At 68.9% G+C, this 12,860-nt stretch carries 13 protein-coding genes, 3 tRNA genes and 1 pseudogene; 8 read left to right on the top strand and 9 right to left on the bottom strand.

From position 1 onward, the window contains the following. Positions 1-4: 4 nt before the first annotated feature. Positions 5-823, bottom strand: coding sequence for an aminotransferase class IV (locus ACXC9Q_RS06180; RefSeq protein WP_457055495.1), 819 nt, complete (start codon positions 821-823; stop codon positions 5-7). A gap of 176 nt (positions 824-999) precedes the next feature. Here ACXC9Q_RS06180 and ACXC9Q_RS06175 point away from each other — a divergent pair. From ACXC9Q_RS06175 to ACXC9Q_RS06165, 3 genes are all read left to right on the top strand, one after another. Continuing rightward, a tRNA-Gly gene (locus ACXC9Q_RS06175) sits at positions 1,000-1,072 on the top strand. A gap of 32 nt (positions 1,073-1,104) precedes the next feature. Further along, positions 1,105-1,175, top strand: a tRNA-Cys gene (locus tag ACXC9Q_RS06170). Positions 1,176-1,217: 42 nt separating this feature from the next. Further along, positions 1,218-1,289, top strand: a tRNA-Val gene (locus ACXC9Q_RS06165). 801 nt (positions 1,290-2,090) lie between these two features. Here the strand turns inward: ACXC9Q_RS06165 and ACXC9Q_RS06160 are convergent. Genes ACXC9Q_RS06160 through ACXC9Q_RS06150 form a run of 3 tightly spaced genes read right to left on the bottom strand, consistent with a single transcriptional unit; the run spans position 2,091 to position 4,741 of the window. Next, positions 2,091-2,699, bottom strand: coding sequence for a formylglycine-generating enzyme family protein (locus ACXC9Q_RS06160; protein WP_457055494.1), 609 nt, complete (start codon positions 2,697-2,699; stop codon positions 2,091-2,093). Positions 2,700-2,717: 18 nt separating this feature from the next. Continuing rightward, positions 2,718-4,178 (bottom strand): ArnT family glycosyltransferase, encoded by a 1,461-nt coding sequence (locus ACXC9Q_RS06155; RefSeq protein ID WP_457055493.1) that lies wholly within the window; start codon positions 4,176-4,178, stop codon positions 2,718-2,720. Further along, entirely contained in the window at positions 4,175-4,741 is a 567-nt protein-coding gene (locus ACXC9Q_RS06150) for an SDR family NAD(P)-dependent oxidoreductase (RefSeq protein ID WP_457055492.1), read from the bottom strand. Before ACXC9Q_RS06150 ends, ACXC9Q_RS06155 begins: the two co-directional genes overlap by 4 nt. On the opposite strand from ACXC9Q_RS06150, the gene ACXC9Q_RS06145 reads away from it, so the two are divergent. The 4 genes from ACXC9Q_RS06145 to ACXC9Q_RS06130 all read left to right on the top strand — a co-directional run bounded on the left by ACXC9Q_RS06145 (position 4,713) and on the right by ACXC9Q_RS06130 (position 9,733). Continuing rightward, a complete protein-coding gene (locus tag ACXC9Q_RS06145) occupies positions 4,713-5,798 on the top strand; it encodes a GntR family transcriptional regulator (RefSeq protein ID WP_457055491.1) in 1,086 nt (361 codons plus the stop codon). The two genes, ACXC9Q_RS06150 and ACXC9Q_RS06145, sit on opposite strands and share 29 nt — an antisense overlap. A 47-nt stretch (positions 5,799-5,845) precedes the next feature. Then, complete coding sequence (locus ACXC9Q_RS06140; protein ID WP_457055490.1) at positions 5,846-7,414, top strand: sensor histidine kinase; 1,569 nt, start codon at positions 5,846-5,848, stop codon at positions 7,412-7,414. Then, positions 7,411-8,076, top strand: coding sequence for a response regulator (locus tag ACXC9Q_RS06135; protein ID WP_457055489.1), 666 nt, complete (start codon positions 7,411-7,413; stop codon positions 8,074-8,076). Before ACXC9Q_RS06140 ends, ACXC9Q_RS06135 begins: the two co-directional genes overlap by 4 nt. Positions 8,077-8,227: 151 nt before the next feature. After that, positions 8,228-9,733, top strand: coding sequence for an AAA family ATPase (locus tag ACXC9Q_RS06130; protein WP_457055488.1), 1,506 nt, complete (start codon positions 8,228-8,230; stop codon positions 9,731-9,733). On the opposite strand, the gene ACXC9Q_RS06125 is transcribed toward ACXC9Q_RS06130, so the two are convergent. Next, the gene (locus tag ACXC9Q_RS06125; RefSeq protein WP_457055487.1) at positions 9,717-10,592 is read right to left on the bottom strand and encodes a sigma-70 family RNA polymerase sigma factor; all 876 of its coding nucleotides are present in this window, start codon (positions 10,590-10,592) and stop codon (positions 9,717-9,719) included. The two genes, ACXC9Q_RS06130 and ACXC9Q_RS06125, sit on opposite strands and share 17 nt — an antisense overlap. Positions 10,593-10,774: 182 nt before the next feature. On the opposite strand from ACXC9Q_RS06125, the pseudogene ACXC9Q_RS06120 reads away from it, so the two are divergent. Then, positions 10,775-11,338, top strand: a pseudogene (locus tag ACXC9Q_RS06120) (NAD(P)H-dependent oxidoreductase); the annotation flags it as partial. Here ACXC9Q_RS06120 and ACXC9Q_RS06115 read toward each other — a convergent pair. The 4 genes from ACXC9Q_RS06115 to ACXC9Q_RS06100 form a co-directional block, all read right to left on the bottom strand. Continuing rightward, positions 11,297-11,524, bottom strand: a complete 228-nt coding sequence (locus tag ACXC9Q_RS06115) for a hypothetical protein (protein WP_457055486.1) — start codon at positions 11,522-11,524, stop codon at positions 11,297-11,299. The pseudogene ACXC9Q_RS06120 and the gene ACXC9Q_RS06115 overlap by 42 nt on opposite strands. A gap of 96 nt (positions 11,525-11,620) precedes the next feature. Further along, positions 11,621-11,794 carry a hypothetical protein gene (locus ACXC9Q_RS06110; RefSeq protein WP_457055485.1) on the bottom strand — a complete coding sequence of 58 codons (174 nt, stop codon included), beginning with the start codon at positions 11,792-11,794 and terminating at the stop codon, positions 11,621-11,623. Next, complete coding sequence (locus ACXC9Q_RS06105; protein ID WP_457055484.1) at positions 11,775-12,269, bottom strand: DedA family protein; 495 nt, start codon at positions 12,267-12,269, stop codon at positions 11,775-11,777. The genes ACXC9Q_RS06110 and ACXC9Q_RS06105 overlap by 20 nt, the downstream gene beginning before the upstream one ends. Then, positions 12,266-12,727: an ATP-binding cassette domain-containing protein gene (locus tag ACXC9Q_RS06100; protein ID WP_457055483.1), complete on the bottom strand. Its 462-nt coding sequence runs from the start codon at positions 12,725-12,727 to the stop codon at positions 12,266-12,268. The genes ACXC9Q_RS06105 and ACXC9Q_RS06100 overlap by 4 nt, the downstream gene beginning before the upstream one ends. Positions 12,728-12,860 lie beyond the last annotated feature (133 nt).

Raw genomic sequence — 12,860 nt, 5'->3', positions numbered from 1 at the left:
TCCGTTAGGGGTTGGGGTTCTCGGCTGAGCGTTCGGTGAAGATCTTGGTGACCTGGGCGGTGATGGCCCCGGGGACCGGGAGGTCGCGGTCGTCGACGCGATGGATGGCTTGGATGTCGCGGGTGGTGGAGGTCAGGAAGACTTCCTCGGCCTCGTGCAGGCGCTCCAGCGGTACATCTCGCTCCACGCCGCCGAACCACTCGAGCACCAGCGCGCGGGTCACGCCGGCCAGCGCCCCCGACTCGAGGGTCGGCGTGACGAGCTCGCCGTCGTACACGCAGAAGATGTTCGAGCCGGTGCCCTCGCAGAGGTTGCCGATCGTGTTCGCGAAGATCGCCTCGCTGCCGCCGCGTTCCTTCGCGTAGGCGAGCGCGCGGACGTTCTCGGCGTACGACGTCGTCTTCAGGCCGGCGACCGCGCTGCGTTCGTTGCGGACCCACGGCACGGTGACGATCGCCGACGTCGGCCCGGGCCGCTTGATGGCTTGTGTGGCGATCAGGATCGTCGGTCCCGACGTACCGCGATCGGACGACAACGGTGAGACACCACCCGTGTACGTGATCCGCAGCCGGCCGAACGGGATGTCGGGATCGGCCATCACGACCGCCGCGACGCCCTCCTCGAGCTGGGCCACGTCCGGCTCGGGCAGGCCGAGGCCGACCGCGGACCGAACCAGTCGCTCCAGATGCCTCGTCACCGCGAACGGACGCCCGTCGACGATCTTGATCGTCTCGAACACACCATCACCGGTGGTGAGCCCGTGATCCAGTGGCGAGACCGTCGCCTCGTCGTCCTGCAGGGCGCCGTTCAGCCAGATACGCATGTGCTGCTCCTTCCGCGGAACACCTTAGTGCGCAGGCGATCCGCGTCTGCCGGGCGGTCCGAAGGTGACCGGACGATGACGGTACGTCGACGTCGAGGAGACCCCGATTTTTGAACTCCGGGCGAGATGGGCTAGTGTTCTTCTCGCGCCGGGGAGGTCGAAAACCCGGTCGCGATGCGGACGTAGCTCAGTTGGTAGAGCGCAACCTTGCCAAGGTTGAGGTCGCCGGTTCGAACCCGGTCGTCCGCTCGGAGAGGGTTCGGCAGGCCAGCTTTCTCACTGGTGGAGTGGCCGAGAGGCGAGGCAACGGCCTGCAAAGCCGTGTACACGGGTTCGAATCCCGTCTCCACCTCGACACCCTCAGACGTGCGTATTGTTGAGTGTGTTGTTGTTTGGACGATTGGCGCAGCGGTAGCGCGCTTCCCTGACACGGAAGAGGTCACTGGTTCGATCCCAGTATCGTCCACGAAGGCGATAGGCGACTCGTGTCCGCGGAAAGCGCGGACCGGGTCGCCTTCGTCGCTTGTGCGGCAGCGCCTCGCTCGCCGCGAGCGGGGGCTCCGCCACCCGCACCCCCTTTGCGCCTTCGCTTCGCTCGGCTGCTGTGGTTGCGCCGCTCGGACGGTCCCGCGCTGGGGTTACCCGCGCTGAATGTTCCCGGCGGTGGTTGCCCAGGTCTGGCAGTTCTGGGCTGGGGTTGCCCGCCGCTGAACAGTTCCGGGCTGGGGTTGATCGCCGCTCACATGGTCCCGGGCTGGGGTTGGCCGCCGCTGAGGGTTCCCGGCGGTGGTTGCCCGCGTGTGGCAGTTCTGGGCTGGGGTTGCCCGCCGCTGGATAGCACCCGGGTCTGGTGGCCCAGTTCTGGACAGTTGCTGGCTCCGGTTGCTCGTCGTGGTCTGCTTCTGGCTAGGCTGGCGGGTCCTGAAGGGTTGCTGGCTCCGGTTGCTCGCTGCAGCGTGCTCTCCGTCCGGGGGCGCGCCGGGCGCGCGACCCTCGTATCGACCGGCGCCCGGCCCCGACCCTCCGGTGTGGTTGCGCCGGGAGCGTGACCGTCTGCTGTGGTTGCGCTGGTAGGCGGGCATCGGCCGGCGTGGGGTTGGTTGCGGCTGCTGCGCTGGCTGGGGACGAGATCGAGGGCGGTCGCGGGATCGTGGAAGGGCGGGTGTGGGCTGACGTGTGTTGAGGGTGAGTGTGTCTTGAGGACAGCGAACCAACCCGAAGGCGCTGGCCGAGATGAGGGCACGGGCGACCCACGGGAAGGTCGCGCTCAGACTGTGATTGATTGGGCGATGCGTAGGCCGAGGTCCTCGATCGCGAAGGTTGGGTGGGAGCGGCGCCGGACTGTGGAACCGACCGAGCGTTCCGGGTCGTCGAAGCCGGCGCCGCGAAAGATGCGGTACGCGCCGTACGTCGCCGGGTCGTAGAGGTCCCAGCACCACTCCCAGACGTTGCCGAGCATGTCGTGCAGACCCCAGTCGTTCGGCGTCTTGAGCCCGACACGATGTGGGTGACCGTCGGAGTTGCCCGCATACCAGGCGATGTCGTCGACAGGCCCGTAGCGGTAGGAGGGCACACCCGCCGTGCACGCGTACTGCCACTCGGCGTCCGTCGGCAGCCGGTACCCGGGCGAGCTCGACGACCACGTGACCTCCTCCCCGTCGATCACATACGCGGCGGGCAGACCGTCCTCAGCGGACAACTTGTTGCACAAGGCAACTGCGTCGTACCAGCTGATGCTGATGAGCGGTACGTCGTCCGCCCCGACGACCGGGTAGCGGCCGAGCCGGAACGGGGCCAGCGAGACCTCCCAGCGGGTGCCGAGACGGTCGTCCCGGAGGGCGATGGAGCCCGCCGGGAGGTCGACCAGAGGGAGCATCGTCCAACCGTACGTGCGTCAGTAGTACCTCCTCAGCTTCGGCCACAGCGTGGACCACGGCTCGGTCGGCGCCGAGCACAGCACGAGCGCGGTGCCGTCCTCGTCGTTCGAGACGATGTTGTCGATCGTGCCCACCTGCGAGCAGTCGCGGAAGTTCGCCTCGAACGACGGCGTCCGCTCGATCTCGACGAGCAGAACCGGCCCGGTGTTGCTGTCCGGCGGGCGGTCCCAGTCGGCGAAGCTCATGTGTCCCGAGTACGCCGGTGGCAGCCCATGTGCGGGCCCGTAGCGGAGCAACGCCCCGGCCTCGCCGTAGTTGCCGGCGAAGATCGTGGCCGACGACCGTTGGTCGGCTGGGATTCGATCCCACGCGGTCGCGACGGCAGCCGCCATCGAAGGCCAGCCGATCTGCTCGCCCTGCTCCTTGTTCACCGGGATGACGAAGTCCACGGCCGACGCCGGAAGCACCGGCAAAGTGAACAGCGCGGACGTCAAAGCGGTGAGCACGAGCCCGACCACCGCAAGTGGCCTGTGCCGGTCGATCCAGCCCAGCGCCGGCTCGCTCCCGGCCGCCACCAGGACGAGCAGCAACGGCAGCGCGTAGTACGACTTCCCGCCGACCGCCAGGACGACGACACACAGCAGTGGATACGCCAACGCGATGGACCGGGCCCACGGAGACCGCCACAGCCGCAGGAACCCGGCCACCCAGATCGGCACCAGGAACGGCGACAGTTGCAGAATCTGCAGCGGGATGAACATGATCCGGTTCTCGGTGCCGTCGTCCTCGCTGATCCCGCCCGCGACGGTGAGCTGTGGCCAGTCGTGCTGGAACTGCCACACCACATTCGGCAGAGCGGCAAGCCCGGCCAGCGCGACGCCGGCCAGCAGCCACCACGACCGCAGCACCTCTCGCGGACCGACGATCAGCAACGCCACCAGCAAGGCACCGACCGGGAGAACGACGAGGTACTTGTTCTCCAAGGCGATCCCGACCGTCAGCCCGAGCGCGAGCCACCACCGCCCGTCGCGGGTCCGCAGTAGCTTGACCGCGAACAGTCCGATCAGCATCCACGCCAGCAGGTCGTACGTCGCCGTCGACACGAGGTGCCCGACGCCGAGGACGAACCCGGATACGGCCGCACACACCGCCGCCAGCACCTGTCCACGCCGATCGCTGCCGAACTCACGGGCGATCAGCGCCACCACGATGATCGTGATCACGCTGCTCACCGTCGACAGCACCCGAAGACCCATCACCGTGTCCCCGAACACCGAGGTCGAGACCCGCGCCAGCAAGGGTGTCAGGGGCGGCTGATCGACGTACCCCCAACTCAGCCGTCGGCCGGCGACCATGAAGTACAGCTCGTCGCGGTGGAACCCGTACCGCCCGGACAGCGCCGTCAGCACGAGTCCGATGGCGACCGCGACGGACACCACGGGACGAGCTGCGAAGGCAGGCACTGCTGGGCGGGTCATGCCGGAATGTTGTCAGTCCATCGGGTCCCCTCACCAGGATCTGATCCGGAACTCCTCCAGACTTTTCCAACCACCGTTGTCACTACAGAAGGCGCGGTTCCGCACCGCGATCCTGCAGCACCACCCGACCGGCCACGCAGGTTGAGCTCGAGCGACGCCGACCACCGCTCGACCGACGCCTCGGGGAAGCACGGTCGCAGCACCGCCCCGCCGCCGGCGTTGTTGACCAGGATCTGTGGTTGACATGCCATCAGGTCGGTCACCGCAGCGTCGACGCGCATGTCGACCCGCACGAACTGCGTCGATGAGCCGATCAGCTCACACGTGCGACTACCGCCCGCAACGTCGAGGTCGGCCACCACCACCTCCGCGCCAGCCGCGGCCAGGCGCAGGGCGATCGCGCGACCGATCCCGACCGCGCCGCCGGTGACCACTGCGCGTTTCCCCTCGATTCGCAGGACACTCACGCTGCCACCGCCCACCGACAGTAAGGGATGATTTGATATGTCAACCGGACAACAGTGAGGTGGCGGCGTGGCATTGCTGTACGAGCGGATCTGCAACCACGTCCTGGAGCAGCTCCGGCGCGGTGCACTGAGGCCCGGTGATCGCGTGCCGTCCGAGATGGAGCTCGCAGCGCAGTTCGAGGTCAGCCGGATCACTTCGAAGCGCGCTCTCGAGGTCCTGCGGGAGGCCGGCCTGGTCGAACGCATCCGCGGCAAGGGGACGTTCGTCGTACGGCGCCTGCCCGATCTGAGCCGGATCACGATGCCTCTGCGTGGCCGCCCGGGTCCGCGGCAGGAGGCTCGTTCGATCGCGCTCATCGTGCCGGACGTGTCGGAGGCCTACGGTCTGGATCTCCTGAACGCCATCGAGGAGCGCTGCGCGGAGTACGGCGCCCATCTGGTCGTACGGCGAACCCACGGGCGGCAGACCGACGAGGAGAAGGCCGTGGACTCGCTCGTGGCGAGTGTGGACGGCCTGATCGTGTTCCCGGTTCACGGCGACTTCTACAACGCCAGCCTGCTCCGGCAGGTGCTGGACGGCTACCCAGTGGTCCTCGTCGACCGGCATCTGTCCGGGATCCCGGTCGCGGCCGTGCACACCGACAACGTGGCGGCGGCGCGGGCGCTGACGTCGCGGCTGCTCGACCAGGGACACCGTCACATCGCCTTCCTCTCCCCACCGCCCGTCAACACGTCGTCGATCGAGGAGAGGCTGGAGGGTTTCCGCTCTGCGTTCGAAGGCAGGGGACAGGCTTACGAACTGACCGACCTGCGCAGCACTCTGCCCGGTTCGACGACCACTGAGAGTGTGCGGGCGGACATGGAGGTGATCCGCGCGTTCCGGGAGCGGCTGCCGGAAGTGACGGCGTACTTCGCCTGTGAGTACAACCTGGCCCGGATGGTCGACCGTGCATTGGGCGGCGACGGAGTGATCGCGTGTTTCGACTCACCGGGCGACTCCATCGGCGGACCGCCGTACCTGCATGTCCGGCAGAACCAGGCGGAGATGGGCCGGCGTGCAGTCGACCTGCTGCTCGCCCAGCTGCGCGGGGAGCCGGTGCCGAACCTGTCCATGGTCCCTTTTGAGCTGGTCGATGCCGACAGCAACACCTGACTTTCGCCAGTACGGCGACATGCAAGCGACTGTGTAGCGTCTACCGCATGACATGGCGGCGCCTGGGAGACGTCGGCCTGTGGGCCGGGCTGAGCTTCCTCGTGCTCGCCGAGAGCGGCACACGCGGTGATCCGTATTGGGTGCGTGCGGCGTGCGTCGGCGTACTGCTCCTGGCCGCGTTCGGCCGGCGCAGGTGGCCGCTGGCCGCGCTGGCCGTGGTCGCCTGGGCGCAGATCCTCATTCTGATCTTCGCGCTCGGTACGACGCACGGCGTGCAGATCGCACTGGTCCCGGCGATCAGCCTGCTGAGCTATCTGGCCGGCCGGCGCGAGACGCAGCTGAAGCACTTCGTCATGGTGTGCAGCTGGTCGCTGCTCGGGGGCCTCGCGCTGACGTTGGTGATGAGGCGGCAGGTCCGGGCCACGGAGTCGATCCTGTCCTGGCTTGTGATGCTCCTGCTGGCCTTGTTGCTGGTCGTGCTGCCATGGCTGGTCGGCCGGTACCGCGCCCAGCAGGCGCTGCTGGCCTCGGCCGGCTGGGAGCGGGCCGAGCGGATCGAACGCGAGCAGCGGATGGCGATCGACCAGGAGCGCTTGCGCGAACGGTCCCGGATCGCCGAGGACATGCACGATTCGGTCGGTCACGAGCTGAGCCTGATCGCGCTGCGGGCCGCTGCGCTGGAGCTCGATCCCACTCTGCCGGAGCAGCATCGGCGGGCCGCGACGTCGCTGCGTGAGGCAGCGGCCACCGCGACCGAGCGCCTCGGCGAGATCGTCGGCGTACTGCGGGACGCGGACGCGCCCGTCATGCCGCATGACGAAACTGTGGCCGCACTGGTCGACCGAGCCGGCGCGTCGGGCCTCAACGTGCGACTGGTTGAAGAGGGCACCGGTGAGCTCTCACCGATGGTGGACCGGGCAGTCCACCGCGTCGTCCAGGAATCCTTGACGAATGCGAACAAGCACGCGCCAGGTGCTGCGGCAACTGTGTCCGTGACCTCCCACGAGGACGATGTGCAGATAAGCATCGTCGACACCGGCGCAACGCGGCCACAGCAGGCATTGCCGTCAAGCGGTCGCGGCCTGGACGGGTTGCGGGAGCGCGTGCGGCTGGTCGGCGGGACGCTGACCGCAGGACCCCGGCCCGGTGGTGGATTCGAGGTGGTCGCGAGGATGCCGCGCGCCGGTGGCCGTCCCGAAGCTGAGAAGCCGACCAACACGGCGGAAGAACGAGCCACGGTACGACGGTCCGCCCGCCGCGGACTGATCACCATGGTGGCCGCGCCGCTGATCCTCGGCGCCGTCGTCGGAGTGGTTGCCCTCGGCTACTACCTCGTCGCGGGCTACAGCTCGATCCTGCGGCCCGCGCAGTACGACGCACTGACGATCGGCCAGCGCGAGGACGACGTGGAGAGGGTGCTGCCCGCGATGGAGATGATCGACCCGCCAGGGGAGGGCTACCACCCACCGGCCGGCTGGAGTTGCCGCTACTACCGCCCGGACGCCCCGTTCTCCATCACGTATGTCTATCGCCTCTGCTTCGCCGACGGCGCGCTCGTCGCCAAGCACCTGGTGCAGAGCGGTTCCGTGGCACCGACCCCGGAGGCGACCGGATGATCCGGGTGCTGCTGGCCGACGACGAGGCGATGGTGCGGGCCGGCGTCCGCGCGATCCTCGGCACCGATGACGCGATCGAGGTCGTTGCCGAGGCAGCCGACGGCGTGGCAGCGGTCGAGGCAGTACGGCGGCATCGGCCGGACGTCGCCGTACTCGACATCCGGATGCCGCGGATGGACGGACTGGCGGCCGGTGCCGAGATCCGGCGGACCGTGCCCGAGACCGCGGTGGTGATGCTCACGACCTTCTCCGAAGACGCGTACATCGCCCGCGCGCTCGGCGACGGCGCGAGCGGTTTCCTGTTGAAGTCGGGGGACCCGCGCGAGCTGATCGCCGGCCTGAAGGCGGTGGCGGAAGGCGCCGCGTATCTGTCGCCGCGCGTCGCCCAGCGGGTGATCGCCGAGCTGAGTGCCGGATCCGGCGGCGGTGCGATGGCCCGGGCCGCCGCCGCCAAGGAGCAGGTCGCCGTCCTGAGTCCCCGCGAGTTGGAGGTGCTCGGCCTGGTCGGCGCCGGGCTGTCGAACGCCGAGATCGCCGCGCGGCTCTACCTGGTCGAAGGGACCGTGAAGGCCTATGTCAGCGCCGTCCTGCTGCGGCTCGCGGTGAAGAACCGGGTCCAGGCGGCCATCGTCGCCTACGAGGCGGGATTGGTGACATCTTGAGTCGTCAACGGCCGAGCGACGCTCCGGGTCGTGACATTGTGTGGACACCGTGTCATGGGATAGTGGACCTCTCCCGGAGACCTCACCTCCGGAATCGAACCAGCAGCCTCCAGGGGCACCGCCCCCTCTGACAGAATCGGGGATCCAGGTCGTGACCGACTCGCACAACTCCGGACAGCACAAGGACCGGGAAGCGGCGGCGGCCGAGGTCCGGAGAATGTGGCAACCGACCCCCTCCTGGACCCAGCCGGACCCGAACCGGGAAGGCGAGCCCGAGCCCGCCACCGAGGAGAAGCCGGATGCCTTGTCGGCGGACTACCCAGTCGACTCGTGGTCCCGGCCCGCCGACCAACCTGCGCCGTGGGCTCAGCCCGAGCCCCAGCAGTCAACCCCGTCCTGGACGCAGCCCGTCGCCGAGTCCGCCGCCTCGTGGACCCAGCCTGCAGCCGAGCCCGATGAGCTCGAGGAAGCCGGCGACAGTACGGCGGACGACCAGGAGACCAGCGGGGCAGCTGTTGAGGCTGACCCCGGTACGACGCCCACCGCAGGTCCGAGCAGCCCAGTCTTCGGTGGCGCGTCATTCCACGGCTCAGGCTCCGGCTACAGCGCTCCTGGCACTCCCGCCGCCGGTGGCCCGGCGCAGGGCGGTCAGCAGTTGTCTCCGGCCGCTCAGCACTTCTTCCCGCAGGGCATCCCCGGTCAGCAGGCACCGCAGCAGCGCGAGGTGTCCTACCGCACCGACGAGCTGATGCAGGCTCTGCCGCTGCCGCGGGAGGCTCCGGCCGAGCGCGGCGTGCGGAGTGTGCTGAAGCTGCGTCCGGGCAGCTCCGAGCGGTCGGAGCGGATCGCGCGGGCGACCGCGGCGACCGCGTTCCGCCGTCCGGTGACGATCGTCGTCGCGAACCCCAAGGGTGGTTCGGGCAAGACGCCGACCACGCTGCTGCTCGCCGGTGCGCTCGGTCAGGCCCGTGGCGGCGGTGTCGTGGCGTGGGACAACAACGAGCTGCGCGGCAACATGCACCTGCGCACGCACGACACGAACGCACGGTCCACCGTCACGGACATGCTCCAGGCGATGCAGATGCTGACCCAGCCGGACGCCCGGCTCGGCGACGTCGCGGCGTACCTGCGGCACCAGGTCGCCGGTCAGTACGACGTACTCACGTCCGCGACCACGACGTACGCACAGATCGAGGCCAAGGACTTCGACCAGATCCACCGGCTGCTGAGCCGCTTCTACAAGGTGCTCGTGATCGACACCGGGAACAACGAGGGCTCCAGCAACTGGCGTGAGGCGATGAAGGCGGCCGACGCCCTCGTCATCCCGATCAAGTGGAAGAGCCTGTCCTGCGCGGCCGCGGTGCAGATGCTCGAGGAGCTCGACAGCCAGGGCCCGGAGGCGCAGCGGCTGATCCGCCGCGCGGTGATCGCGGTCTCCAACGGTCCCGGCGACGTGAACAAGGAGGTCGAGAAGCAGCTCCGCCCGTACTTCGAGTCCCGCGCGGCGGCCGTGATCGACATCCCCACCGACATGCACATCGCCGCCGAGGGTCCGCTCGACCACTCGGCCCTGCAGCCGGCCACCCGGCGCGCCGGCCTGGAGCTCGCGGCCAAGGTGTCGGAGCAGATCACCATCGCCCTCAACGTTCCGCGCTGAGGACGGCGAGGCTCAACCGGTCGAGGCGGTCCGGATCGGCGATGACGTCGTACGACGTGACCCGGTCCGCCTCGCTGGTGAAGACGATGGCCAGGAACAGCTGCCCGTGCGGGGCCAGGACCAGGCCGACCTGGCCATCGACGAGGGCCACCTCGGCCAGCTGAGAGCGGCTCGCGAGGACGACCGTGCCCTCGGCGACGGCACGCGAACCCCGCAGCTCCGCGGCCATCCCAGGTGCCAGGGCGGCCGCGTCGACCCGGCGTACGACTTCGGGGTCCAGCACATCCAGGATGGCCGCGAGATCACCGGCCCGGGCGGCCTGGAGGAAGGCTGACACGACGCGCCGCTGCCGGGCGAGCTCGGCCGCCGGTACAACGGGAGTGCCCTGGACACGCTGACGAGCCCGGCTGGCGAGCTTCTTGGTCGCGACCGGGGTCCGATCGACGATCGGCGCGATCTGACCGAACGGTACGCCGAACATGTCGTGCAGCACGAACGCGATCCGCTCGGCCGGCTCCAACTTGTCCAGTACGACGAGCAGCGCCCGGCTGACCGAGTCGGCCACCAGCGCCTCGTCTTCCGGCGTGCTCCGGCTCGCGGGCGCCTGCTCGAGCAACTCGGGTCCGGTGGGATCCTCCGGGCGAACCTTGCGTGCGCGCAGCACATCGAGGCAGATCCGGGTCACCACGGTCCGGAGCCAGGCGCCGAGGTTCTGGACGTCGTCGACTCGATCGAGCCGGATCCAGGCCTCCTGCACCGCGTCCTCGGCCTCACTCCGCGAGCCGAGCAGCCGGTAGGCGACCGCCTCGAGCTTGCCGCGCTCTGCTTCGAAGGCCTCGGTCAGTTCGTCGCCGATCACAGGTCACCTTTCCCGCTGCCGTCCGTCACCCAGTCTGACGACCACGACCCGACGAAGGTGACCATGTTGCTCCATCTGGATTCCAGTGCCAATCGCTCCGACGAGTCAGTGACGCGGCGGCTGACCCGCCTGTTCGCGGACCGTGGCAGGCTGTCCAAGGCTCGGCCGGGTACCGCTACCGCGACCTCGCCGTGGACCCTGTGGCGCCGATCGACACGGCGTACTGTCAGCTCGGCCGGCGGTCCGAGCGGCAGGGCGTCGTACGGCTGACGCTGGTCGGCTCACTGATCGAGAGCACCGCCGAGGCCAACGCCTGGGCGCTGACCACGCCGCTGATCGACGAGGTGGTGTCGAGCCGGACGATCCTGATCGGTGCGCCGATGTACAACTACTCGCTTCCGGCCGCACTCAAGGCTTGGATCGACCGGATCACCTTTCCCGGTGCCTTCCGCGACGGGGTCCTCAGCGACACGGAAGTGGTCGTGATCAGCAGCCGTGGCGGTGCGTACGGTCCGGGAGCTCGCCGAGAGGGCTGGGACTACGAGTTTCCCTATCTGCGGGCCTACTTCACCAACTACGGAGTCCCCGACGACAACCTCCGCTTCATCAGTGCCGAGCTCGCTCTCGCCGATCTCATCCCGCGGTTCGCGGACCAGCGTCCGTCGGCGGCGCGTTCGCTGGCCGCGGCGTGCGACGAGGTGGTGTCAAGCGTCGCGGCGGCTGAGCACGCGGGTGCCAAGCGCTAGACCCCCGACAGCCCACGCGACGAGCACTATGGCGCTCAGAGTGGGGGAGATCGGGTCGGTAGTGCCGGTCAGGTAGTTCTGGCCGGCACCGCCAGGCAGGAGTGCCCCGATCCAGACCAGCGCGCGCAGAGAGGCCGCGATGCCTGCCAGCAGCAATCCGTAGACGAACAGGACGGGTGCCAGCACGACCGCCTTCGCCAGTACGACGTTCCGCCGTACCGGAGTCCACTGGAGAGTCGAGCGGATGCTGCCGGTCGCGTACTCCGACGTTACGGTCCGCGTTCATCGTTCTCCTGCTTCCACGAGTTGAGGCTTTACCTGAGCTTGAGGCTTCCGTTTGCGCAGGCGGTGCCGGACGACCTCGACGATCACCGTCACCGTGAGGGCGAGGCCGATCCCGAGGATCACGCCCTTCAGTGGGTTGTCCTCGAAGGCCTTACCGCCGATGTAGCCCACCAAAGTGCAGTACAGACCCCAGCTGACGGCGGCCAGTCCGGCGTACGCCGAGAACTTCCGCAGGGGATAGCGCACCGACCCCATGGTCAGCGTGACGGCCGTGCGACCGCCAGGGACGTACCGGGCGACCACGAGGACCAGTCCGCCTCGCTCTGCCAGCGCTCGCCGGGGCCCAGAGCACAGCCGCGTGCCGTTTGGTGCCAGGCTTCGTCCGATCGAGCAGCCGGCCACCGGCGCCGCGGCCGAGCGCATAGGACACATGGTCCCCGACGAACGCGCCGATCGCCGCGACCACGATCACGGCGTACAGATTGGGTTCACCGGTGGCAGCCGCGAACACGCCCGCGGTGACGACCAGCGTCTCGCTCGGGATGGCCGGGAAGAAGCCGTCCAGCGCGGCGAAACCCCACAGCGCGAGGTAGATCCACCACGAGGACATCAGCTCGTCGGCGAAGTGCAGGAGCTGGTCACTCACGAGGCCACCGCCACGCCGTACTGGACGCTGTCCGCGGTGAGCTCCATGTAGGCCTCCTCCAGCGAGGCCCGCTCGGTGTGCAGCTCGTGCAGCCGTACGCCGAGCTCGTGAGCCAGATCGCCCGGCACCTCGTCGACCCGGCTGATCGGGATGCCGTTGCTCCGGGCCATCGCGATCAGGTGGTTGCGTGCGCTCCGCCGCGGGTGCAGGGCCTTGGCGTCGAGCAGAGCGCCAACCTTGGTCAGTGGTGCCGGCCACGCCGCGTACGGGCGGCCGTCGACGAGCGCGGTGCCTTCGGTCGGGGTGTCGAGGCCGAGGATCATCCGCATGGTGGTCGATTTGCCGGCGCCGTTCGGGCCGTGGAAGCCGGTGACGCGACCGGGGCAGACGGTCAGGTCGAGTGCGTCCACCGCACGGGTGGCGCCGTACCTCTTGGTGAGTCCTTCGAGGGTGATCACGCTCTAGAACCTAAGAATCCGGGCACCCCCGGCACATCGGACCAACGGCTGGGCCGACCCCCGACTTTCGTCAGGTGCCGCAGGCCTGTGGATACGCCGTCGGGGCGCGGCGCCGGAGTGGATACCATCTGTG

Source organism: Kribbella sp. CWNU-51, assembly GCF_054073265.1.
Note: the sequence above shows the minus strand (reverse complement) of the source record. Positions and strands in the feature narration are given on the sequence as shown.